The organism is Xanthomonas sp. MLO165, assembly GCF_018831305.1.
GTDB lineage: Bacteria > Pseudomonadota > Gammaproteobacteria > Xanthomonadales > Xanthomonadaceae > Xanthomonas > Xanthomonas arboricola.
This window is the reverse complement of sequence record NZ_CP029263.1, coordinates 3,569,030-3,590,881: the sequence shown is the minus strand read 5'-3', so window position 1 is coordinate 3,590,881 and position 21,852 is coordinate 3,569,030. Positions and strand designations below refer to the sequence as shown.

Sequence of the window (21,852 nt, the reverse complement as noted above, 5' to 3'; positions counted from 1 at the left end):
TGCGGCGCGCGGCGGCCGGTCATTCCGACCGAGGTGACGGAAGCGCGCGCGCTGACGCGGATGGAGCTGAGGCGTTGAGTCGCGCATGTCTGCTGCGTTGTCTGCGCGACTGTCGCCGGGCAAACCTGCGCCGTGCATCACCTGTGCCGCGGTACGTCAGCGCGCTTGAGCGCTGCGCAGCCGCCCTGCTAGCATCCGGGCCGTCGCAGCCACGCCGCGCGTGCAGTCTTACAGCTGCCTTGCTGCGTCACTTCCACCTCCCATTCTCGGGGCCGTCGCACACCCGTCGAACGCAACGTGCAGGGCAGGGACGCTGCCCGCGCGTGCAATCGGCTGGCAGACCTACGGACTTGGGTCACTCCGTCATCAGACTCCGACCATGTCCAGGCCGCGCCGTACACCTGCCGCGATGAAAATCGCCATTCTTTCCCGCAACAGCAAGCTGTATTCGACCCGGCGGCTCATCGAGGCCGGGCGCAAGCGTGGTCATACCGTGCGCATCCTCGACCCGCTGCGCTGCTACATGCGCATCGCCGCCGACGGTTTCAGCCTGCACTACAAGGGCAAGCCGATCACCGGCTTTGATGCGGTGATTCCGCGCATCGGCGCCTCGGTCACGCGCTATGCCACCGCCGTGTTGCGCCAGCTCGAATTCATGGGCACCTACACGCCCAACCCGTCCGACGCCATCCTGCGCTCGCGCGACAAGTTGCGCGCGCATCAGTTGCTGGCCGCGCAAGGCATCGACATGCCGGTGACCGTGTTCGGCGACAACCCGGACGACACCCAGGATCTGCTGTCGATGCTGGGCCCGCCGCCGCATGTGGTGAAGTTGAACGAGGGCGCGCAGGGCGCCGGGGTGATCCTCACCGAGAAAGCCAGCGCCTCGCGCGGCGTAGTCGAGGCGCTGCGCGGGCTCTATGCCAACTTCATCGTGCAGGAATTCATCGGCGAGGCCGAGGGCGCGGACCTGCGCTGCTTCGTGGTCGGCGACCGGGTGGTTGCCGCGATGCGCCGGCAGGCGGCCGAGGGCGACTTCCGTTCCAACCTGCATCTGGGCGGCAGCGCTGCGGTGGCCCAGGCCACCGAGCAGGAGCAGGAGGTCGCGGTACGCTCGGCGCGCGCGCTGGGCCTGGCGGTGGCCGGTGTGGACCTGATCCGTTCCAGGCGCGGGCCGTTGGTGCTCGAGGTCAACTCGACTCCCGGACTGGAGGGCGTGGAAGGGGTCTGCGAGGTGGACGTGGCGGCGGCGATCATCCAGCACCTGGAGCAGTCGATCCGTTGATCGGGCCGGGAGTGTTGTTAGCAAAAATTTAACGAAAATCTAATCCTTTCCTCGCTAGCCTCACCCGACCGTAGCTCCGCTCTCGGCAGTGACGGTGATCGGGATGAACTTTTGGCCCAAGTGCGTTGTCGCACTTGGGCCTTTTTACTTAGGCACGCTTGCTCCACCAGCGACGTCGAGTCTAAAGTGAGGAAATGTTAAACGGACGATGGAACAAGGAACGATCATGCTCAAGGCTTTCTGTTATGCGGCATCTTTGTCTGTGCTTTTGCTAGCAAATGTTGCGGATGCCTCGGCAACAGTAGACGTCAAGAAGCCTTTCGCCCAGCAGGCCGCTCAAGTGCGCAACGAGCTGGATGGCGGCACCAAGTACTCCGAGATCAGTCAGGAAGACCGCGCTAAGGTGCTTTCTGCGCTCACGAGAATAGAAATTGCAGTGGCAGAAAATGGTGATGCACAGGCGTTGACGCCGGACCGAAAGGCAGCGGTCTACAACGACCAAGAGCTCATCAATACAATTTTGACGAGGGCGGGTGAGGAAAGTCGCCTGGTTTGTACGCGTGAAAAGGCGACGGGTTCTCATCACACCACTTCGATCTGCAAAACCGTTGCCGAACGCAGACGCTTGCGTGACAGCGGCGAGCGTGACATGAGCTCCATGCAGCGGAGACACAAGGCCACCGACCCGGGCTCCTAAGTCCACCCCGACCATAGTTATTGAGGTTTCAGTGCGAATTCTAGTAATCGAAGACAACAGCGATATCGCCGCCAATCTGGGCGACTATCTCGAAGACCGCGGACACACGGTGGACTTTGCCGCCGACGGCGTGACCGGCCTGCACCTGGCCGTGGTGCACGAGTTCGACGCCATCGTGCTCGACCTCAACCTGCCCGGCATGGATGGCATCGAGGTGTGTCGCAAGCTGCGCAACGAAGCGCGCAAGCAGACACCGGTGCTGATGCTCACCGCACGCGATTCGCTGGACAACAAGCTGGCCGGTTTCGACTCCGGCGCGGACGACTACCTGATCAAGCCGTTCGCGCTGCAGGAAGTGGAAGTGCGGCTCAACGCGCTGTCGCGTCGTGGCAAGGGCGTGCACACCCGCGTGCTGGAGACCGGCGATCTGGAATACAACCTGGACACGCTGGAAGTGCGTCGCCGCGGCAAGCTGCTGCAGCTCAACCCCACTGCCTTGAAGATCCTGCAGTCGCTGATGGAGGCCTCGCCGGCCGTGGTCACCCGACAGGAGCTGGAAACCCGCGTCTGGGGCGAGGAGCTGCCCGATTCGGACTCGCTGCGCGTGCATATCCACGGCCTGCGTGCGGTGGTCGACAAACCTTTCGATGTGCCGATGATCCAGACCCGTCACGGCATCGGCTATCGCATCGCCTCGCCCGATGCCTGAAAGCAATAACGGCGCGCGGCCCGCCCGCAGGCGCGGCCGCTACCGGCGGCGTCTGCGCAGCCGCATCATCCTGTCGTTCGTGTTGTTGGGCTTCTGCCTGACCACGCTGTTCGCCTTCGCCACCAACTGGGCGCGCTCTCGCGTGGAAAACCAGTTGGTGGAAGACGTGATGAACCGCAACATCGACGCCTTTGCGCAGCGCTTCTATTCCGACCCGCTGCGCAACCCCGACCTGCCGGTGCAGCAGATGCGTGGGCGGGTGGTCAAAAGCGACAAGTTCGAAGCGCTGCGGCTGGAACAGCCGGAGTGGTATCAGTTCCCGGACGGCATCCACACCATCTCCGGCGTGGACGAGAACGGCAACGCGTATTCGTACAAGCTGGCGGTGCGCAAGACGCCGAGCGAGTGGTTCTTCCTCGCCTACGACATGACCCAGACCATCAAGGGTGAGATCCAGCTCAAGCGCACCTTGATGCTTTCGGTGCTGGTGTTCAGCGGCTTCTCGCTGCTGATTGGCTGGTGGTCGGCGTCCAAGGTCATGCGCCCGGTGTCGGACCTGGCCGCACGCCTGCGCGCCTACCGCGGCGGCACCAGCGAGCCCAAGCCGCTGGCCGCGCACTTCCCGGACGACGAAGTTGGCCAGCTGGCCGAAGCGCTGGACGATTACTCGGCCCGCCTCACCGAAGTGGTACAGCGCGACCGCGAATTCAATGCCGACGTCAGCCACGAACTGCGCACCCCGCTGGCGGTGATCCGCGGCGCCACCGAACTGCTGCTCACCAAGCCCAACCTCGACGAAAAGATGCTGCAACGCCTGCAGCGCATCCAGCGCGCCGAACTGCAGTGCAGCGACCTGATCGGTTCGCTGCTGCTGCTCTCGCGCAATGAACGCGGGCAGGGTAGCAGCAATGTCGCCAAGGTGGCCGAGCAACTGATCGACGCGCACCGCGCACAGCTGGGCGGCAAACAGCTGGAGCTGCTGCTGGAAGGCGAGCGCGACCTGGTCATCGACGCGCCCGAATCTGCCTTGTCGGTGGCGCTGGGCAACCTGATCGGCAACGCGGTCAAGTACACCCAGGACGGCCAGGTGCGCGTGCGCGTGCTTGGCGATGCGGTGGAAGTGATCGACTCCGGCCCCGGCCTGAGCGAGGAAGACGCCGCCAAACTGTTCCAGCGCGGCTACCGCGGCACCCACGCCGGCCACTCGCAAGGCGGCGGCATCGGCCTGTCGATCGTCAGCCGGCTGTGCGACCTCTACGGCTGGCGCGTCAGCGTGCGCCCAGGCCAGCAGCGCGGCGTCATCGCGACACTAGCCTTCCATCGCTAACCACCACCCGCACTCCCGTAGGAGCGCACCCGGGCGCGAGGGCTTTACACGTATCGTCCTTCCCACTGCAGGGCATCCAAACAACATCCGCACCCAAAACCCAGCTCAGCGCTCACCACCGTCACCACCAACTCGCCCGCACGCGCAGTGATCTGCAGCTTGCACCCAACCGCAAATCCCAACTGCTCCAGCCAAATCCCGCGCAAGCGCACGCTGGGAATCCGCTGGCTGTGCGGCCGGCCAGATTCTGCATCGTAGTAAGGGAGTAATGGATGCCACGCTTCGTGTGCTAACGATCTCGCCGGCGGTAACGGCAGCCGACTGTCCATGGCAGTATTTTGAGTGCGCACCCGTAGATGTCAGCGCCCGATTGGATGCGTTTGTAAAACTGCCCTGTAGCTCGCATCCAGGCTTCGCGCTTGTTGCGCCAATCGGTCCGTGTCGCCTTCGTTGCTGACTACGTCATCGGCAATGGCCAATCGTTGTTCGCGAGACGCTTGCGCGGCAATCATCTGATCGGCAAGCACCGATGTGCTCCCGTCGCGTTGCATCAGGCGAGCATGTTGGAGCGACACCGGCACATCGACGACGAGAATGCGGTTTAGCCAGGCATAGGTCGCTCGTCCGCCCGCTTCGGTCAGCAGGGGAATCGCGACGATCGTATAAGGGCCCACGGCTGCCAGCGCGGCGCGCTGCAGTTCTGCGCGAATGGCCGGGTGGGTGATCGCTTCCAGCGCTTTCCGTTGGACTGGATCGGCGAAGACGATCTTGCGCAGCGCTTGGCGGTCCAGCGTTCCATCCGGTAACAGAATCTCGCGGCCGAACTGCTCGGTAATGGCGTCGAGAATGGAGCCAGGCGCCACGACCTGCCGCGCAACAACATCCGCGTCAATGACCGGCACACCAAGCTTCTCGAACTCGGCGGCGAGGGCGCTCTTGCCGGAGGCGATGCCACCTGTGAGGCCGACGATGAAGTCGCTCATCGCCGTGCCCCGGTCAACGCAGGCCTGCGAAGTGCAGGTAGCCGTCCACCAGGTCGTTGCCCCAGAAGAACACCACCCAGCCGGCGATGGCCAGGTAGGGGCCGAACGGGATCGGGGTGGCGCGGTCGCGGCCCTTGGCCACCAGCCAGATCGAGCCGAGGATGGCGCCGACCAGCGAGGAGATCAGGATGATCGGCAGGATGCCTTTCAGCCCGCACCACGCACCGAGCGCGGCCAGCAGCTTGAAGTCGCCGTGGCCCATGCCTTCCTTGCCGGTGAGCTGTTTGAACAGCCACCACACTGTCCACAGCGAGACATAGCCAACCGCGGCACCCAGCAGGGCGGGCTTGGCCGGCATATAGAGGTTGTCCATCGAGCCGACCAGGCCCAGCCACATCAGCGGCAAGGTCAGTTGGTCCGGCAGCAGCTTGTGGCGCAGGTCGATGCCCGACATCGCCACCAGGAAGCAGCTCAGCACGATGGCGCCGAAGCCCTGCCAGCCAAAGCCGAACCGCCAGACGCTGGCCACGCACAGGATCGAGGTCAACAGCTCCACCAGCGGGTACTGGATGGAGATCGGCTTGCCGCTGTAGCGCGACTTGCCGCGCAGCATCAGCCAGCTGAAGAGCGGGATGTTCTCCCACCACTTGAGCTTGTCGCCGGTGACCGGGTCGTGCGACGGCTCCACCACGATGCCTGGCGGCGGCGGCTCGTAGATATCCGGCAGCTCCAGGATCTCGCGCGCATCGCGCCGCCATTGCCACTCCATGCGCTTGGGCAAGCGCAGGATCACCACGTTCAGGAAGCTGCCGATCAGCAGTCCCAGTCCGGCCGCGGCAGGAAAGCCGAGACCGGGATGCTGGTCGAGAAATGCCATACTTGATTTAAACCACAGAGGCGAGTTTGAAGATTGGTAGATACATGCCGATAACCATTCCGCCAACGATTGTTCCAATAAAGACCATAATCAGAGGCTCAAGTAAACTGCTCAAGGCATCCACGGCATTATTGACTTCTTGCTCGTAATACTCGGCCACTTTGAAGAGCATGGCGTCTAGCGCACCCGCTTCTTCGCCGATCGCTGTCATTTGGATGACCATGTGTGGAAATAAATTTACCTGTTTCATGGCCATATTGACCGGATAACCCACTGAAACATCGTCCCGCATACGCAGAACGGCGTCCTCATAAACGGCATTGCCAGTAGCTCCGGCTACAATGCCGAGAGCCTCCACTAGCGGAACGCCGGCCTTAAAGGTCACCGCCGTCGTTCTTGAGAAGCGCGCAATTGAGCTGTTGTGCATTATTTGCCCTATGACGGGCACTTTGAGAGTGAGCCTATCTATCAGGTGTTGTAGGCGAAGTGAGCGCTTGTAAGCGTACAAAAATGCTACGACGCATCCTATGCTCGTGAAAAGTATTAGCCACCAATAAGCGACCATAAAGCGCGATGCGGATACTATTAGCTGAGTAAATGCAGGTAGTTCAGCGCCAAACCCTTTAAAGACGTCCTCAAATTGGGGTACTACAAATACTAATAGAATCGCGCTCACTATGATAGCTACTGCAATAACCATGGCAGGGTAAAAAAGCGCTTTTTTTATTTTTCCTTTGAGTGCTTCAATATTTTCTTTGTAAGTCGCAACGGTATCGAGGACCGTTTCAAGTACGCCCGCGCCTTCGCCGGCTTTGACTAGGTTTCTATATAGCTCGTCAAATTGAACCGGGTGTTTGCTCATGGCCTCATAGAGCGATGAGCCGCCTTCGATGTCGGTTCTAACTTGACCCACCAAATTGCGCATGCGCGGATTCTTGTGTCCGCTTCCTATGATTTCCAGCGCGCCGACTATAGGTACGCCTGACTTCATCATTGTCGCCATCTGTCTACTAAAGAAGGCAATGTCTTTCGGCGTGATTTTTTTGCCAGTCTCGCCAAACAAGGGTTTCGGTTTAGGTTTGACTATACTTGGGGTGATCCCCTGGCGGCGCAACTCGGCTCGCAGCAGGTTGACGTTACGCGCGCTCTGTTCGCCCTTCATCTTGACGCCACGACGATCGGAGCCTTCCCACACATAGACTTGTAGCTGGCTTGCCTTGCCGCCCGGTTTGCTTTTGAGAGTGCCGCTTGTTGCTGCCATGTTCTATCCCCAATCCGCCGTCCCCAGGCGAAAGATGTCTGATGGTACCTCTTTCTTTCGTATCAAGCACGGCGTTCGATTGAGTTGCGGAGCAGGGCGATTTTTGTAGCGAGCGGGCGAATGTGACCTTATTTGTCACCTTCTGACCAGGCGGGGCCCGATGTAGATGGTGTCTCAGAACGAAACTCGCGCTGTGCCAAGCTCGCTGAAGATGGTGCATCATTCGATCAGGGCGTTTCGAGGGGGTGGTCTGACTTGGCACGCATCCTGCTTGCTTAAATTTGTACACGAAGCAACTGCTGTCCGGTTCGGGACGCCTGTCTCGAGATTTAATTACCTCTAGGGGATTTCAGATGAACAAAATGCAGAAAGGTTTTACGCTCATCGAGTTGATGATCGTTGTGGCAATCATTGCGATTCTGGCGGCAATCGCTATTCCGCAGTACCAAGACTATGTCTCGCGTACCCGTGCCTCTGGTGCTGCTGCAGAGCTCGCTGGGTACAAGACTGCAGTTTCGTCTTGCATCGCTGAAACGCAGACTGCAACGGGTTGTAGCGCTGGTACCAACGGTATTCCGGCGATTACTGCTGCTGCGTTTCCTCGTACTAAGAACGTGACTAACATCACTAGCGTTGCGGACGGTGTCATCACGGCCACGACTGGCGCCACCGCTTCGAGCGGCGGTGCCAACCTGACTTATGTGCTGACTCCGACTTCTAACGCAGGTGTCATCTCTTGGGAGAATAGCGGCACCTCTTGCAATCCGACGCGTGGCTTCAAGCCTGGTCAAGGTGGTTGCCCGTAATTCGGTGCATGCTGATGTAACTTAGAGCCCTGCTTTGCAGGGCTCTTTATTTTTGCGCTGTAAATCTCTTGTGGAAAGTCTGAGGGGGAGCGTATGGACCGCAAAGGATCAGTCGCAGGTTTCACCCTGATAGAATTGATGATCGTCGTTGCGGTGATAGCAATACTGGCTTCACTAGCAATTCCGCTGTATAGCGACTATGTATCTAGGACTAGAGCGGCGGCTGCGATGTCGGAACTAGGTGCTTATCGGACTGCAATAGGTCTTTGTGCAACCGAACAACAGTCACTAGTTGGGTGTAGTTCTGGATTTAACGGTGTACCTATAGCGCCTTCAACACATACGCGAAACTTGCCTGCGCCTTTCACCATACAAGATGGAGTGATTCGAGCAACTACTGGTGCCACATCTGTAGATGGCTCTGCGCAACTCACGATCATAGATACTCCCTCATTGTCTGTAGGAGTTCAACTTGACTGGACGAATACAGGGACCACTTGTGATGCTAGGCGGGCTTTCCGTGACGGACAAGGGCATTGCAAATAAGGTGGAGGTTGTAGATACAAATTTTTTTGTGCAAGCATGGGTTGGACTGTACGGTATGTACGTCGCCACAGGATCTTGAAATTCTATGAGCATCGCAATCAGCACCAACTTGGTCGGTATCACTGGGCTGGCGCGTCGTCTTGTGCAAGATGGTGCTCTTGATGAAATGGCGGCCCGTGCTGCAATGGATCAGGCTGCGCAAGCGAAGGTGCCCCTCCCGCAATGGTTCGCGGACAGGAAGCTGGTGTCCGCGGCACAACTTGCGGCGGCTAATGCAGTCGAGTTCGGCATGCCTCTAATGGACGTTTCCGTCTTCGACGCCAGCCAAAACGCCATTAAGCTAGTTAGTGAAGAGTTGCTCCAGAAGTACCAGGTGCTGCCGCTGTTCAAGCGCGGCAACCGGTTATTCGTGGGGGTGAGCAACCCGACCCAGACCCGGGCGCTGGACGACATCAAGTTCCATACCAACCTGGTGGTCGAGCCGATCCTGGTCGACGAGGACCAGATCCGTCGCACCTTGGAGCAATGGCAAGCCAGCAATGCGGCGCTTGGCTCGTCGCTCGGGGACGATGATGAGGGGATGGGCGACCTGGACGTGTCGGCCGGGGACGAGGACATGGGCGCCGGCGGGGATTCCGGGGTCGATGCCAAGGGCGACGACACGCCGGTGGTGAAGTTCGTCAACAAGGTGCTGGTGGATGCGATCCGGCGGGGAGCCTCCGACATCCACTTCGAGCCGTACGAAGACGACTATCGGGTGCGCTTGCGCATCGATGGGCTGCTGAAGAATGTTGCCAAGGCACCGGTAAAGCTGAACCAGCGCATCGCGGCGCGTCTGAAGGTGATGTCGCAGCTGGATATCGCCGAGAAGCGGGTGCCTCAGGACGGGCGCATCAAGCTCAACCTGTCCAAGACTAAGCAGATCGACTTCCGCGTGAGCACCTTGCCGACGTTGTTCGGCGAGAAGGTGGTGCTGCGTATCCTGGACGGCAGCGCGGCCAAGCTGGGCATCGAGAAGCTGGGCTACGAGGCGGACCAGCAGAAGCTGTTCCTGGAGGCGATCCACAAACCCTACGGGATGGTGCTGGTGACCGGGCCGACCGGTTCGGGCAAGACGGTGTCGCTGTATACGGCACTCGGCATCCTCAACGACGAGACGCGCAACATCTCCACCGCCGAGGACCCCGTTGAAATTCGCTTGCCTGGCGTCAATCAGGTGCAGCAGAACAACAAGCGCGGCATGACCTTTGCCGCGGCGCTGCGTTCGTTCTTGCGCCAGGATCCGGACATCATCATGGTCGGCGAAATCCGCGACCTGGAGACGGCCGAGATTGCGATCAAGGCCGCGCAGACCGGTCACATGGTGCTGTCCACGCTGCACACCAACGATGCGCCGCAGACCATCGCGCGCCTGATGAACATGGGCATCGCGCCGTACAACATCACCTCGTCGGTGACCCTGGTGATCGCGCAGCGTCTGGCGCGGCGCCTGTGCAACAACTGCAAGCGCAAATCGACCTTGCCCGAGCACGCGTTGCTGGCCGAAGGCTTCACGCCGGCGCAGATCGCTGCCGGTATCGAGTTGTATGAGGCGGTCGGCTGCGACGAATGCACCGAAGGCTACAAGGGCCGTACCGGTATCTACCAGGTGATGCCGATGACCGACGAGATCGGCGCGATCGTGCTGGAAGGCGGTAACGCGATGCAGATCGCCGAGGCGGCACAGAGTATCGGCATCCGCGACCTGCGCCAATCGGCGTTGGTCAAGGCCGCGCACGGGGTAACCAGCCTGGCCGAGATCAACCGAGTGACGAAGGACTGAGTGCTGGGAATCGGGAATCGGGATTGGGGAATCGGAAAAGCCTGGGGCCTGTACTTCCCAGGCTTTTTTGTTTGGACAACATCGTCAAGGATTGCAGCGGGCCACCGCGAGGTGATGCATGAGCCAATCCATCGCGCTGTTTCCCGCAAGAACCATCGAAGCGGCGCCTGTGCTTTTACGATTCCCGATTCCCCAATCCCGATTCCTGACTCCCGGCCTTTTACTCCATCCCCAACTTCTTCAATTTATAACGCAACGCCCGAAACGTGATGCCCAGCTGCGCGGCGGTCTTGGTCTTGTTCCAGCGGTTTTCTTCCAGCGCCTTCTGGATCGCGGCGCGCTCCAGTTGCTCGATGTAGGAAGGCAGGGCGGCCGAGGCGGGGTCGATGTCCACCACCGCTTCGCGGGGTTCGACGGCGGCGCTGCCCGGTGTGGCGGCCAGGCGATGGCCGCCGTGGGCGGGCAGGCGCAGGTCGGTGGCGCTGATCTGGTCGTCTTCGGCCAGGGCCAGGGCGCGTTCGAGGATGTTTTCCAGCTCGCGCACATTGCCCGGGAAGCCATACTGGTCCAGCGCGTCGAGCGCGGACTGGGTCAGCAGCGGAATCGGCCGGCCGTGGCTATGTGCCAGGCGCGCGATGATGGCCGCGGCCAGTTGCGGAAGGTCGCCCCCGCGTTCGCGCAGCGGCGGCACGCGCAGTTCGATGACGTTGATGCGGTAGTACAGGTCGTGGCGAAAACGGCCGTCGGAGACCAGGTCGCCCAGGTTTTTGTGGGTGGCCGAGAGAATGCGCACGTCCACCAGCGACTCGCTGGACGCGCCCACCGGGCGCACCGATTTTTCCTGGATCGCGCGCAGCAGCTTGACCTGCATCTGCAGCGGCAATTCGGCCACCTCGTCCAGAAACAGCGTGCCGCCGTGCGCGGCCTGGAACAGGCCTGGCTTGTCGGCATGTGCGCCGGTGAAGCTGCCCTTCTTGTGGCCGAAGAACTCGCTTTCCATCAGTTCGGCGGGGATGGCGCCGCAGTTGACCGGCACGAACGGGCCGGCCGCGCGTGCGCCCTGTTCGTGGATGGTGCGCGCGACCAGCTCCTTGCCTACGCCCGATTCGCCGACGATGTAGACCGGCGCCTGGCTGCGCGCGACCTTGCCGATGGTGGCGCGCAGGCTTTCCATCGCACTGGAATCGCCCAGCAGGCGGCTGGCCTGTTCCGGTGGCGGCGGTGGCGGGGCGGGGCGGTCGCGGTTGTTCAATTCCAGCGCGTGCTTGACCAGGCCACGCAGCACGCTGATGTCCACCGGCTTGCTGACGAAGTCGAAGGCACCGGCCTTCAAAGCTTCCACCGCCAGGTCCATGCTGCCGAACGCGGTGATCATCGCCACCGGGGTCTGCGGATAGTGCTTGGCGATTTCGGTGACCAGCTCGATGCCGTTGCCGTCGGGCAACCGCATGTCGGTCAGGCACAGGTCGTAGGGATTGTTGGCCAGCAGCTCGCGTGCTTCGGCCAGGTTGGCGGCGGTGCTGATGCGCAGGCCCATCCGGCCCAGGGTGAGAACAAGCAGTTCGCGAATGTCACGCTCGTCATCGACAACCAGGGCACTTTTCGGTTCGTTCATGTGGCGCACGATAGCCCACGGCGATGACCGTCGACAATTGCCGGTCGGGTCCGGGCGTAACGATTCACGCGATCACACGATGGTGCGCGGGCGCTGCACGATGCGCAGCGGCTGGCCGCACGGACACGATCGCAGTGCCAGCGCAGGCCGCAGCGCCATTGGCTTGCTGCTGGCATGACGCGACGATCCCGCTTATTTCCCGAGCAGGCTATTGGGCCCCTGCAACAGGATCCGGAAACAGGCGCCACCGCCCGGCACCGACACGTAGTCCAGTTGCGCCTGGTTGGCGCGGCACAGTTCCTGGGCGATATACAGGCCCAGCCCGGTGCCGTGCTCGGAGGTGGTATAGAACGGGCGGAACAATTGCGCGGCCACCGTCTCCGGGATGCCGGGGCCGCGGTCGACCACGTCGATCACCGCCATGCGCTCCATGCGCTCCACGCGCAGTTTCACCCGTGCCGGTTCGTCCATGACCCGGCCGTACTTGAGCGCGTTGTGCACCAGCGCGGTCAGGATCTGGTGCAGGTGCTTTGGGTCGATCAAGGCATGCACGGCATTGCCCTGGATGCTGGCCTCCAGGATGTCGGTCTCCATCGACAGGGTCTGCCGGTACTCGACCACGAAGCGGCGCACGAAGGCGGCCAGATCCAGGTTGTCCGGGCTTGCGCGCTCGCGGCGGGCCAGCGCGAGCACGCTCTCGACAATGCCGTTGGTGCGCTGGCATTGCTGGTGGATGATCTGCAACAGGCGGCGGTCGGCATCGCCGATGTCCGGGGATTCTTCCAGCAGCTGCGAGGCGTAGCTGATCGCCGCCAGCGGGTTGCGGATCTCGTGCGCCAGGCTGGCCGAAAAGCGCCCCATCGCCGACAGGGTGAGCGATTCGGCGCGCCGCGACACCACGCTGGCATCGTCCAGAAACACCAGCACCAGGTCGCTGTCGGCGAGCAACCGCACGAAGCGCGGCTGCACTTCCGGGCGGTCGGCGCCCAGTTGCAGCGGTGCCTCTTCCTCGCGCCAGCCGCTGCGCCAGCGCTGCAGGCGGCGCGACAGTTCGGGCGTGAGCGCCGCCAGCGACAGGTCGACCGGGGCGTTGCGCTGGTCGCCGTCGCCGAGCAGCGCCAGCGCCGCCTCGTTGGCCAGGGTGATGCGGTTGTGCGTATCGACCACCAGCACGCCGGTGCGCATGCGGCGGATGATCAGTTCGTTGATCTCGTAGAGGTTGGCGACCTGCGCGCCGCGTTCTTCGGCCAGTACCTGGTTGCGGCGCGCACGCGAGCCGATCTGTTCGCAGATGAAGGCCACCGCGACGTAGCTGGTGGCGAACATCGCCAGTTCCGCGACCGGGCGGGCGGCGCCGCCACCTTCGAGCAGGGTCCACAGGTATTCCAGCACGATGGCGCCGCTGGCGAGCACCGCGATGCTCATGCCGTAGCGCAGGCGCAGCAGGATCGAGGCAGCGGCGACATTGAAGAGCAGCATCATCGCGATGCCGGCGCTGGCGCCGGGCAGCGCATGCGTGGCCAGGGTCGCCGCGGCGATGTCGGCCAGCACCGAACAGAACACGGTGGTGGTCAGCCGGCGCTCGCTGCGGCCCCAGAACAGCAGCGGGATCGCCACCGACAGATAGCCGATCGCCACGCCGGCCGCCAGGCGCGGGTAACGCGGCTCCGGGATCGCGTCGGACAGGGGGCTGAACACCAGCGCGGCGATCAGCCCGGCCACCAGCACCCGGTACAGCGAAAAGAAGTACAGCTCGCGCTGCGGCGCGGACTGGATCCGGTCGATAAGCGATGGGCTGGATGGCAAGCCGATTCCCCGCTGGAGCAAGCCGCGAGTATAGGCAGGTGCGCGGCCCGCGCAGCGCTTGCGCACAGTGCCGGGCGGCGTGCAAGCGGTGCAAACGACGGGCCGCGCGCGCCGACTTTTGCGCCGCACGGCGTGGTCGGCCACAATAGGCGGCCCGTTCGCGTCTCTTGACGTGCCGCCCAGGCGGTCTGCGTTGCACGCAGCGGTCGTTTCCTTTTCCCACGGTGACGCATGAATTTCCACGAATACCAGTCAAAACAGCTGCTTGCCGAGTACGGCATCCCCGTTCCGGCCGGCAAGGTCGCGGCGACCCCGGACGAAGCGGTTGAAGTCGCCAATTCCCTGGGCAAGGGCCCCTGGATGGTGAAGGCGCAGATCCACGCGGGCGGTCGCGGTAAGGCTGGCGGCGTCAAGTTCTGCAAGACCACCGACGACGTGAAGGCCGCAGCGGCCAAGATGCTCGGCACCAAGATGTCCACCTACCAGACCGCCGGCGTCGAGCTGCCGATCAACCTGGTGCTGGTGACCACCGCCGGCGAGATCGTCAAGGAGCTGTACCTGTCGATCCTGGTCGACCGCGGCACCAAGACCATCACCTACATCGCCTCCAGCGAGGGTGGCGTGGAGATCGAGCAGGTCGCCGCCGAGACGCCGGAGCTGATCCATTCGCTCAACGTCGATTTCGTCGAAGGCGTGCAGGGCTACCACGGCCGCGATTTCGGCTTCAAGCTCGGCCTGACCGCCAAGCAGGCCGGCCAGTTCGCCAGCATCATGGTGAACCTGTATCGCCTGTTCAACGAAAAGGATCTGGCGCTGGTTGAAATCAACCCGCTGGCGATCCTGGACGACGGCAACCTGTACGCGCTGGACGGCAAATTCGACAGCGACGACAACGCCGCGTTCCGTCAGAAGCAGCTGATCGCCATGCGCGACAAGACGCAGGAAGACGAGACCGAAGTGACCGCGTCGGAGCTGGACATCAACTACGTCACCATGGACGGCAACATCGGTTGCATGGTCAACGGCGCAGGCCTGGCCATGGCCACCATGGACGTGATCAAGCTCAACGGCGGCGAGCCGGCGAACTTCCTGGACGTGGGCGGCGGCGCCAACAAGCAGCGCGTTATCGAGGCGTTCAAGCTGATCCTGTCCTCGGACAAGGTCGAAGGCATCTTCGTCAACATCTTCGGCGGCATCGTCCGTTGCGACATGATTGCCGAGGGCATCATCGCTGCGGTCAAGGAAGTGGGCGTCAAGGTCCCGGTCGTGGTGCGCCTGGAAGGCACCAATGTGGAAGAAGGCAAGCAGCTGCTGCGCGACAGCGGCATGGCCATCATCCCGGCCGACAACATCAACGACGGTGCCAAGAAGGTCGTCGAAGCTGTCAAGAACGCCGCCTGATCCACGACACCGAAGGAACTATCCATGTCCGTTTTGATTAACAAGAACACCAAGGTGATCGTGCAGGGCTTCACCGGCCAGCAGGGCACCTTCCACGCCACTCAGATGATCGAGTACGGCACCCAGGTCGTCGGCGGCGTGACGCCGGGCAAAGGCGGCACCACGCATATCGACCTGCCGGTGTTCAACACCGTGGCCGATGCCGTGCAGAGCACCGGCGCCGATGCGTCGGTAATCTACGTGCCGCCGCCGTACGCGGCCGATGCGATCCTGGAAGCGGCCGCGGCCGGCATCAAGGTCATCGTCTGCATCACCGAGGGCATCCCGGTGCTGGACATGCTGCGCGTCAAGAACGTGCTGACCCGCTCGCATCCGGACACCGTGCTGATCGGGCCGAACTGCCCCGGCGTGATCACCCCGGGCGAGTGCAAGATCGGCATCATGCCGGGCCACATCCACAAGCCGGGCAAGATCGGCATCGTGTCGCGTTCGGGCACCCTGACCTATGAAGCGGTCAAGCAGACCACCGAAGTGGGCCTGGGCCAGAGCACCTGTATCGGTATCGGTGGCGACCCGATCAACGGCCTGAACTTCGTCGACTGCCTCAAGCTGTTCAACGAAGATCCGCAGACCGAAGGCATCATCATGGTCGGCGAGATCGGTGGCGACGCCGAAGAAGCCGGTGCCGAGTACATCAAGCAGTTCGTGAAGAAGCCGGTGGTCGGCTTCATCGCCGGTGCGTCGGCGCCGGCCGGCAAGCGCATGGGCCACGCCGGTGCGATCGCATCGGGCGGCAAGGGCACTGCCGAAGGCAAGTTCGCGGCGATGGAAGCCGCCGGCGTCAAGACCGTCCGTTCGCCGGGCGATCTGGGTGCGGCGATTGCTGCGCTGGTGAAGTAAGCACGCCGCGCGCGCAAGCGCGTAGCGTCGGAGAGGCCGCCTTCGGGCGGCCTTTTTTGTGGCTAGCCACTTTAGCCAGCGGTCTGTGGCGAGTCATTTGTTGCAATGGCCGACGTGGCCATTTCCGCTGGCCAATGGCTGGCTGGTGCCAGCGTCTTCGCCGGCCGCCGTTGCCTGTCGCGACTTGGCGGTGGATTCGATCGGCTTGCAGCGTTCGATTCAAAGCTCTTGCTGTTGCGCATTGAGCTCAAGCAACAGCTCCACGAACGCGCGCACCTTTGCCGGTCGAAAGCGCGTTGCCGGGAACACGGCGTGGATGCCGCCGGACGGCAACTGCCACTGCGGCAGCACGTGCAGCAAGCGACCGGCGGCCAGATCGTCAGCGACCACATAGTCGGGCAGCACCGAGATGCCTGCGCCCTGGCACACCGCCTCGCGCACGGCGAGGGTGGCGTCGAGAAAGATGCCCGGCTGCACCTCCACACTCTGCGGCGCATGCGTGGCGTGCGCGAATTGCCAGCGCTGGTGATCGCGCAGGGCGGTGTTGGCCACGAAGGGCAGGGTGGCGACGTCCTGCGGCGATGCGATTCGGGCCAGCTGCGCGGCCATCGCGGAAGGGGCGACCAGCAACTGCCGAAATGCGCCGATCTTGCGTGCCTGCAGGCTGCTTTCGGCCAGCCAGCCGACGCGGATCGCAAGTTCGATGTTGGCCGTCATCAGGTCCAGGGTCTGGTCGCTGAGGATTGCGTCGACCTTGCAGGCCGGATGGCGCCGGGTGAAGGCCGCGATCGCCGGCACCACCACGCGCACGCCGTAGTCCAGCGGGGCGGTGAGCCGGAGCAGCCCGGACGGTTCGGCGGCGGTGTCGGTAAGTGCGTCGAAGGCGTCGTCGGTATCGCGCAGGATGGCCGCGCAGCGCTGGTAGAACGCCTGCCCGAGTTCGGTGGTGCGCACCCTGCGGGTCGTGCGCACCAATAGCGAGGTGCGGCATTCGCGCTCCAGGCGGGCGACCTGCTGGCTCACCACCGCCTTGGTGATGCCCAGGCGCTCGGCGGCCGCCGTGAACGAGCCGGTGTCCACCACTGCGACGAAGTAGGCCAGGCGGCGCAGATTGCCAAGGCCGCCTGGTCCGGTCTCGCTTCGATTGTGTGTCTTTGGCATACGGTATGTTTATGGCGGATGGATTTAAGAGTCAACGGCGCAGGCCTAGGATGCCTTCCTCGCCACCGGATGCCGCTGCCATGTCCACCACCGTTCACTACATTTACGACCCGCTGTGCGGCTGGTGCTATGGCGCCACCGCCGTGGTGTCGGCGTTGCAGGCACGGGCCGATGTCGCGCTGCAACTACTGCCAGCCGGGCTGTTTCTGGGCGCGGGCGCCAGGGCGATGGACGACACCTTCGCCGGCTACGCCTGGTCCAACGACCAACGCATTGCGCAGCTGACCGGCCAGGGTTTCAGCGCCCAGTATCAACAACGCGTGCTCGGCGATCGTCAGCAGCGCTTCGATAGCGGTCCGGCGACGTTGGCACTGACGGCGGTGGCGCGTGTCGCTCCGTCGCGCGAAGTGCAGGTGCTGGGGGCCATCCAGCGGGCGCGCTATGTCGAGGGTAACGATGTGACCGCGCTGGACACGCTGGTGGGCCTGCTGGAATCGCTTGGGCTGGAGCAGGCCGCAAAGCAGATCGCCGCGCCGGATGCGCAGCTGCTGGCGCTGACACAGGCGCGCATCGACACCGCGCTGGAGCTATTGCAGGAATTCGATGTGCGCGGCGTGCCCACGCTGGTTGCGCAGTCGTCTGGCAAGCGGTGGTTGCTGGATGTCGGGGCGGGTTATGGAAACCCCGATGTCGTCCTGCGGCAATTAGATGCTGGGCATTTTTAGGCGTCTGGGTGACTGGTTTCTCGCTATGGGGTTGGCTTTCTTGCAGCTGACCTTTCCCCAGACACGTCTCCGGTGACTTGGCTGTCTTCCGCCGCACCCTCACCCCAACCATCGCTATCCCCAAAGGCCAAACCAATGCCAACCCGACGAGATGTCATCAAAACCCTGGCGGTTGCGAGTGTCGCAACCGCCTTCCCTGGAGCGAATACCGCCATGGCTGCACCGACCACACTGACGTATCAACATTTCCCCGCCGGCGAGCACGGTTTCTTCCGCGCGCCGGTGCTGATTTCCGGCGCGCGCGATGCGGTGCTGATCGATGGCGGCTTCACCCTGCCCGACGGCAAGGCGCTGGCCGAGGCGATCCGCGCCAGCGGCAAGACGCTGACCACCATCTACATCAGCCAGAGCGACCCGGACTACTACTTCAGCCTGGCGCCGATCAAGGCTGCCTTCCCCGAGGCGCGCGTCATCGCCGCCTCGGCCACCATTGCGGCGATCAAGGGCAATGTCGAAAAGAAACTGGCCATCTGGGGCCCGCAGCTAAAGGAAAACGGCCCGCAGCGCCTGGCCGACATCGTGATGCCGGAACCCTTCGATGGCCCTGCGCTCACACTGGAAGGCCACGCGCTGGAGATCGTCGAAGCCGATGGCCTGGCCAACCGACGTTATGTCTGGGTGCCTGCACTCAAGGCAATCTTCGGTGGCGTGCTGGTGTTCTCCGGCACGCATGTGTGGACCGCCGATACGCGCGGCGCCGAAGGCCGTGCCGCCTGGCGCAAGACGCTGGACCGCATGGCGGCGCGTTCGCCATCGGTGGTCGTGGCCGGCCATCTGCTGCCGGGCGCGCCCACCGATGCCTCGGCCATCGCCTACACGCGCGATTATCTGCTGGCTTTCGAGCAAGAGCTGGCCAGGCACAGCAACAGTGCCGACCTGATCAAGGCCATGACCGCGCGCTACCCCGATGCCGGCATGACGGTGGCATTGCAGATCGGCGCCAAGGTCGCCACCGGCGAGATGCAGTGGGGCTGATGCGATGACGGCGCAGCCGGACATCATCCGCGCAGGCGCCGTGCACGCAGCGGACGCGTAACACCGAGGCGCGGCAGATCCCTGCACGCCGCTGCGCTTCTGGAATAATGCAGGCTTGGCGGCGACGCCGGTCTGCATCCCGGTCTGTTGCGGGATGCGGCGCAGCCACGCCTTCCCCGCTGCATTTCGCATAGGCCTTCCAATGTCCCAGACGCTCCGCATCGCCATGGCGCAGTTCGACTTCCCGGTCGGCGCCGTGGCGCGCAATACCGATCGCATCATCGACTTCATCGCGGCAGCGCGCGACGAGTTCGATGCGGACATCGTGCTGTTTCCCGAGTTGGCGATCAGCGGCTACCCGCCGGAAGATCTGCTGCTGCGGCCCGGTTTTCTCGCCCATTGCCAGGAAGCGCTGGCGCGCATCGCCGCCAGCACGCGCGGCATCGTGGCGGTGGTCGGCTGGCCGCAGAGTGCCGGCAGTGTGGTCTACAACGCCGCCAGCGTGTTGCGCGACGGGCGTATCGAGGCGACGTATCGCAAGCGCGAATTGCCCAATTACGCAGTGTTCGACGAGCGCCGCTACTTCGACGTGGACCCGGATGGCGACAACTGCGTGGTCACGGTCAAGGGCGTGCAGGTGGGCGTGGTGATCTGCGAGGACCTGTGGTTTGCCGAGCCGCTGGCCAGGACCGTGCAGGCCGGCGCCGAGCTGGTGCTGGTGCCCAATGCCTCGCCCTACGAGCGCGGCAAGCATGCGCAGCGCGATGCCCTGCTGGCCGAGCGCACCCGTGAGAGCGGGGCGGCGATTGCCTACCTCAACGTGGTCGGCGGCCAGGATGCGCTGGTGTTCGACGGCGCATCGGTGGTGGCCGATGGCGACGGCACCGTGCATCCGGCCGCCGCCGCCTTCGTCGATCAGTGGCTGGTGGTGGACTATGCCGCCGGCGAGCGCAGTTTCACCCCGGTAGTGTGGGTGGACGATGGCGACGAGAGCATGGATGCGCTGGCCTGGCGCGCCGTGGTGCGCGGGCTGCAGGACTATTGCCGCAAGAACGGCTTTACCAAGGTCTGGCTGGGCCTGTCCGGCGGCATCGATTCGGCGCTGGTGCTGGCGATGGCGGTCGATGCGCTGGGCGGCGACAACGTCACCGCGGTGCGGCTACCGTCGCGCTACACCGCCAACCTGTCCAACGATCTGGCCGACGAGCAATGCCGCGCACTGGGCGTCAAGCTGGAAACCATCGCGATCGAGCCGGCGTTCGAAGGCCTGCTCGCCGCGCTGGGGCCGATGTTCGAAGGCACCCAGCCGGACATCACCGAAGAGAACCTGCAGTCGCGCAGCCGCGGGGTGATCCTGATGGCGCTGTCCAACAAGTTCGGCGGGCTGCTGCTGACAACCGGCAACAAGAGCGAATACGCGGTGGGGTACGCCACCATCTACGGCGACATGTGCGGCGGCTACGCCCCGCTCAAGGATCTATACAAGACCGAAGTGTTCGGCCTGGCCAAGTGGCGCAATACCGTGGGCGGGGCGCCGGTGATACCGCCGGCCGTGATTTCGCGCCCGCCCTCGGCCGAGTTGCGCGACAACCAGACCGACCAGGATTCGCTGCCGCCGTACGATGTGCTGGACGGCATCCTGTACCGCTACGTCGACCAGGAGCAGTCGCGCGATGACATCGTCGCGGCCGGCTATGCCGCCGACACGGTCGAGCACGTGCTGCGGCTGGTGCGGCTCAACGAATGGAAGCGCCACCAGGCCGCGCCCGGGCCCAAGGTGTCGCGGCGCGCGTTCGGCCGCGAGCGGCGTTACCCGATCACCAATGGCTATTCCGGCCAGTAGCCCGAACGGCTATTGCGGTCGGTCGCCCGGCGCATCGGCTGTCGTTGCGGTGGCCGGTGCTTGGGCGAAGCGGGTGAGCAGGTCCAGGGTCGGCTTGGGCCGGGTCAGGTCGTACATCAGGCCGAAATGGCCTTCGGCGCCCTGGATGCTGGTCTGGTCCAGCAATTCGTAGACGTTCACCTCGGACACCACGTCGGCATAGTTGTCGCGCACGTTGCGCAGCAGCTGCGCCAGGCTGTCGTAGCAGCCGCGGTCGCCTTCCGCACCGCCGGTGGTGTTGCCGGTGTAGATCTCCGCACAGTTGAGTTCGTTGAAGAACACCGGGGTCTTGTAGGTCTGCGCCGCCGTGCGTAGCTGGCCCAGGTACAACGCGCTCCAGTAGCCGGCATCCTGGTGGAAGGCGTAGTAGTGGAAGCTGATGTGGTCGAAATCGAAGCCGGCCGCCTTGGCCTTGGCCAGGAACCACAGCGAGCCATTGCGATCGCCGGGGCAGCGTGCGTTGGCGCTGCGGTCGTCGCTGTTGCAGGCGGTGATGTTGATGGTGAAACGCAGGCCGGCACCCAGTTCGTTGGAGGCCTGGCGCATGCCCAGGTACATCGTGGTCATTGCCGCGATGCGGGCATCGGCCTCGGCGCGCACCAGATCCTGTTCGTTGCCGATTTCCCAGACCTTGATGTCGGCCGCATAGCGGCGCGCCAGCTGGTAGCCGATCTCGCGCGACATCGGGTAGACCATCGGGCGCAGCGTGATGCCGTACTTGCGCGCCAGCGGGACCAGCGCATCCAGCGTTGCGTAATCGCGCGGGTCCACATCGAAGCGGTAGCTGCGCAGATTGCGTGCGGCCAGCAGTTGGAAGCGGGCCTCGGCCTGGGCCATGGAATAGCCGGGGCGATTGTCGTGGGCGTTGACGCCGTAGACGATCGGCGCCGCGGTGGCGGTGGTGGTCATCGCCGCCAGCAACAGGGCGAGCAGGAACGGGACGATGCAGCGGGACATGCGGCCTCCTGGGTGGGCGCCAGCGGGGAGTCGGGTCTTCTTCAGGGCCGAGTATAG

At 63.5% G+C, this 21,852-nt stretch carries 18 protein-coding genes and 1 pseudogene; 11 read left to right on the top strand and 8 right to left on the bottom strand.

Annotated features, from left to right (window positions below):
- The first annotated feature begins 379 nt into the window (after positions 1 to 379).
- From rimK to DGN21_RS15080, 4 genes are all read left to right on the top strand, one after another.
- Positions 380 to 1,285: a 30S ribosomal protein S6--L-glutamate ligase gene (gene rimK, locus DGN21_RS15095; RefSeq protein WP_166767257.1), complete on the top strand. Its 906-nt coding sequence runs from the start codon at positions 380 to 382 to the stop codon at positions 1,283 to 1,285.
- A gap of 226 nt (positions 1,286 to 1,511) precedes the next feature.
- The gene (locus DGN21_RS15090) at positions 1,512 to 1,982 is read left to right on the top strand and encodes a hypothetical protein (RefSeq protein ID WP_064485041.1); all 471 of its coding nucleotides are present in this window, start codon (positions 1,512 to 1,514) and stop codon (positions 1,980 to 1,982) included.
- 31 nt (positions 1,983 to 2,013) lie between these two features.
- On the top strand, positions 2,014 to 2,691 hold the full coding sequence (locus DGN21_RS15085; RefSeq protein ID WP_006448355.1) for a response regulator transcription factor: 678 nt from the start codon (positions 2,014 to 2,016) through the stop codon (positions 2,689 to 2,691).
- Entirely contained in the window at positions 2,684 to 4,018 is a 1,335-nt protein-coding gene (locus tag DGN21_RS15080) for a HAMP domain-containing sensor histidine kinase (protein ID WP_016904089.1), read from the top strand. The genes DGN21_RS15085 and DGN21_RS15080 overlap by 8 nt, the downstream gene beginning before the upstream one ends.
- A 44-nt stretch (positions 4,019 to 4,062) precedes the next feature.
- Here DGN21_RS15080 and DGN21_RS15075 read toward each other — a convergent pair.
- The 4 genes and pseudogenes from DGN21_RS15075 to DGN21_RS15060 all read right to left on the bottom strand — a co-directional run.
- Positions 4,063 to 4,278: pseudogene (locus DGN21_RS15075) on the bottom strand (SymE family type I addiction module toxin); the annotation flags it as partial.
- Between the two features lie 99 nt (positions 4,279 to 4,377).
- On the bottom strand, positions 4,378 to 5,001 hold the full coding sequence (gene coaE, locus DGN21_RS15070) for a dephospho-CoA kinase (RefSeq protein ID WP_126966295.1): 624 nt from the start codon (positions 4,999 to 5,001) through the stop codon (positions 4,378 to 4,380).
- A 13-nt stretch (positions 5,002 to 5,014) separates the two neighbouring features.
- A complete protein-coding gene (locus DGN21_RS15065; protein ID WP_016849610.1) occupies positions 5,015 to 5,878 on the bottom strand; it encodes an A24 family peptidase in 864 nt (287 codons plus the stop codon).
- Positions 5,879 to 5,885: 7 nt separating this feature from the next.
- Positions 5,886 to 7,139, bottom strand: coding sequence for a type II secretion system F family protein (locus DGN21_RS15060; RefSeq protein WP_104608920.1), 1,254 nt, complete (start codon positions 7,137 to 7,139; stop codon positions 5,886 to 5,888).
- Between the two features lie 353 nt (positions 7,140 to 7,492).
- Here DGN21_RS15060 and DGN21_RS20320 point away from each other — a divergent pair, with 353 nt between their 5' ends.
- Complete coding sequence (locus tag DGN21_RS20320) at positions 7,493 to 7,945, top strand: prepilin-type N-terminal cleavage/methylation domain-containing protein (protein ID WP_104600101.1); 453 nt, start codon at positions 7,493 to 7,495, stop codon at positions 7,943 to 7,945.
- Between the two features lie 631 nt (positions 7,946 to 8,576).
- Positions 8,577 to 10,313, top strand: a complete 1,737-nt coding sequence (gene pilB / locus DGN21_RS15045; protein ID WP_126966294.1) for a type IV-A pilus assembly ATPase PilB — start codon at positions 8,577 to 8,579, stop codon at positions 10,311 to 10,313.
- 220 nt (positions 10,314 to 10,533) lie between these two features.
- Here the strand turns inward: pilB and DGN21_RS15040 are convergent, their stop codons facing one another.
- Together DGN21_RS15040 and DGN21_RS15035 are read right to left on the bottom strand one after the other, a co-directional pair.
- Positions 10,534 to 11,928, bottom strand: coding sequence for a sigma-54 dependent transcriptional regulator (locus DGN21_RS15040; protein ID WP_016901261.1), 1,395 nt, complete (start codon positions 11,926 to 11,928; stop codon positions 10,534 to 10,536).
- A 192-nt stretch (positions 11,929 to 12,120) separates the two neighbouring features.
- A complete protein-coding gene (locus DGN21_RS15035) occupies positions 12,121 to 13,734 on the bottom strand; it encodes a HAMP domain-containing sensor histidine kinase (RefSeq protein ID WP_016901263.1) in 1,614 nt (537 codons plus the stop codon).
- A 231-nt stretch (positions 13,735 to 13,965) separates the two neighbouring features.
- Here DGN21_RS15035 and sucC point away from each other — a divergent pair, with 231 nt between their 5' ends.
- Complete coding sequence (gene sucC, locus DGN21_RS15030; protein ID WP_039519379.1) at positions 13,966 to 15,135, top strand: ADP-forming succinate--CoA ligase subunit beta; 1,170 nt, start codon at positions 13,966 to 13,968, stop codon at positions 15,133 to 15,135.
- A 24-nt stretch (positions 15,136 to 15,159) separates the two neighbouring features.
- Complete coding sequence (sucD, locus tag DGN21_RS15025) at positions 15,160 to 16,035, top strand: succinate--CoA ligase subunit alpha (protein WP_011038208.1); 876 nt, start codon at positions 15,160 to 15,162, stop codon at positions 16,033 to 16,035.
- A gap of 219 nt (positions 16,036 to 16,254) precedes the next feature.
- Here the strand turns inward: sucD and DGN21_RS15020 are convergent, their stop codons facing one another.
- On the bottom strand, positions 16,255 to 17,196 hold the full coding sequence (locus tag DGN21_RS15020) for a LysR family transcriptional regulator (RefSeq protein ID WP_215824981.1): 942 nt from the start codon (positions 17,194 to 17,196) through the stop codon (positions 16,255 to 16,257).
- 80 nt (positions 17,197 to 17,276) lie between these two features.
- On the opposite strand from DGN21_RS15020, the gene DGN21_RS15015 reads away from it, so the two are divergent.
- From DGN21_RS15015 to DGN21_RS15005, 3 genes are all read left to right on the top strand, one after another.
- A complete protein-coding gene (locus DGN21_RS15015; RefSeq protein ID WP_252374668.1) occupies positions 17,277 to 17,921 on the top strand; it encodes a DsbA family protein in 645 nt (214 codons plus the stop codon).
- Between the two features lie 213 nt (positions 17,922 to 18,134).
- A complete protein-coding gene (locus tag DGN21_RS15010; protein WP_252374667.1) occupies positions 18,135 to 18,956 on the top strand; it encodes an MBL fold metallo-hydrolase in 822 nt (273 codons plus the stop codon).
- Positions 18,957 to 19,158: 202 nt separating this feature from the next.
- Positions 19,159 to 20,799: an NAD+ synthase gene (locus DGN21_RS15005; protein WP_039519390.1), complete on the top strand. Its 1,641-nt coding sequence runs from the start codon at positions 19,159 to 19,161 to the stop codon at positions 20,797 to 20,799.
- 9 nt (positions 20,800 to 20,808) lie between these two features.
- On the opposite strand, the gene DGN21_RS15000 is transcribed toward DGN21_RS15005, so the two are convergent.
- A complete protein-coding gene (locus tag DGN21_RS15000) occupies positions 20,809 to 21,795 on the bottom strand; it encodes a hypothetical protein (RefSeq protein WP_184577616.1) in 987 nt (328 codons plus the stop codon).
- Positions 21,796 to 21,852 lie beyond the last annotated feature (57 nt).

What these genes read in the sequence shown, in the direction of transcription:
- DGN21_RS15010 (WP_252374667.1), top strand. Translation starts at nt 18,135, where the DNA reads ATGGCTGCACCGACCACACTGACGTATCAACATTTCCCCGCCGGCGAG.
- coaE (WP_126966295.1), bottom strand. Translation starts at nt 5,001, where the DNA reads ATGAGCGACTTCATCGTCGGCCTCACAGGTGGCATCGCCTCCGGCAAG.
- DGN21_RS15060 (WP_104608920.1), bottom strand. Translation starts at nt 7,139, where the DNA reads ATGGCAGCAACAAGCGGCACTCTCAAAAGCAAACCGGGCGGCAAGGCA.
- sucC (WP_039519379.1), top strand. Translation starts at nt 13,966, where the DNA reads ATGAATTTCCACGAATACCAGTCAAAACAGCTGCTTGCCGAGTACGGC.
- DGN21_RS20320 (WP_104600101.1), top strand. Translation starts at nt 7,493, where the DNA reads ATGAACAAAATGCAGAAAGGTTTTACGCTCATCGAGTTGATGATCGTT.
- DGN21_RS15080 (WP_016904089.1), top strand. Translation starts at nt 2,684, where the DNA reads ATGCCTGAAAGCAATAACGGCGCGCGGCCCGCCCGCAGGCGCGGCCGC.
- rimK (WP_166767257.1), top strand. Translation starts at nt 380, where the DNA reads ATGTCCAGGCCGCGCCGTACACCTGCCGCGATGAAAATCGCCATTCTT.
- DGN21_RS15005 (WP_039519390.1), top strand. Translation starts at nt 19,159, where the DNA reads ATGTCCCAGACGCTCCGCATCGCCATGGCGCAGTTCGACTTCCCGGTC.
- DGN21_RS15090 (WP_064485041.1), top strand. Translation starts at nt 1,512, where the DNA reads ATGCTCAAGGCTTTCTGTTATGCGGCATCTTTGTCTGTGCTTTTGCTA.
- DGN21_RS15020 (WP_215824981.1), bottom strand. Translation starts at nt 17,196, where the DNA reads ATGCCAAAGACACACAATCGAAGCGAGACCGGACCAGGCGGCCTTGGC.
- pilB (WP_126966294.1), top strand. Translation starts at nt 8,577, where the DNA reads ATGAGCATCGCAATCAGCACCAACTTGGTCGGTATCACTGGGCTGGCG.
- DGN21_RS15015 (WP_252374668.1), top strand. Translation starts at nt 17,277, where the DNA reads ATGTCCACCACCGTTCACTACATTTACGACCCGCTGTGCGGCTGGTGC.
- DGN21_RS15040 (WP_016901261.1), bottom strand. Translation starts at nt 11,928, where the DNA reads ATGAACGAACCGAAAAGTGCCCTGGTTGTCGATGACGAGCGTGACATT.
- DGN21_RS15065 (WP_016849610.1), bottom strand. Translation starts at nt 5,878, where the DNA reads ATGGCATTTCTCGACCAGCATCCCGGTCTCGGCTTTCCTGCCGCGGCC.
- sucD (WP_011038208.1), top strand. Translation starts at nt 15,160, where the DNA reads ATGTCCGTTTTGATTAACAAGAACACCAAGGTGATCGTGCAGGGCTTC.
- DGN21_RS15000 (WP_184577616.1), bottom strand. Translation starts at nt 21,795, where the DNA reads ATGTCCCGCTGCATCGTCCCGTTCCTGCTCGCCCTGTTGCTGGCGGCG.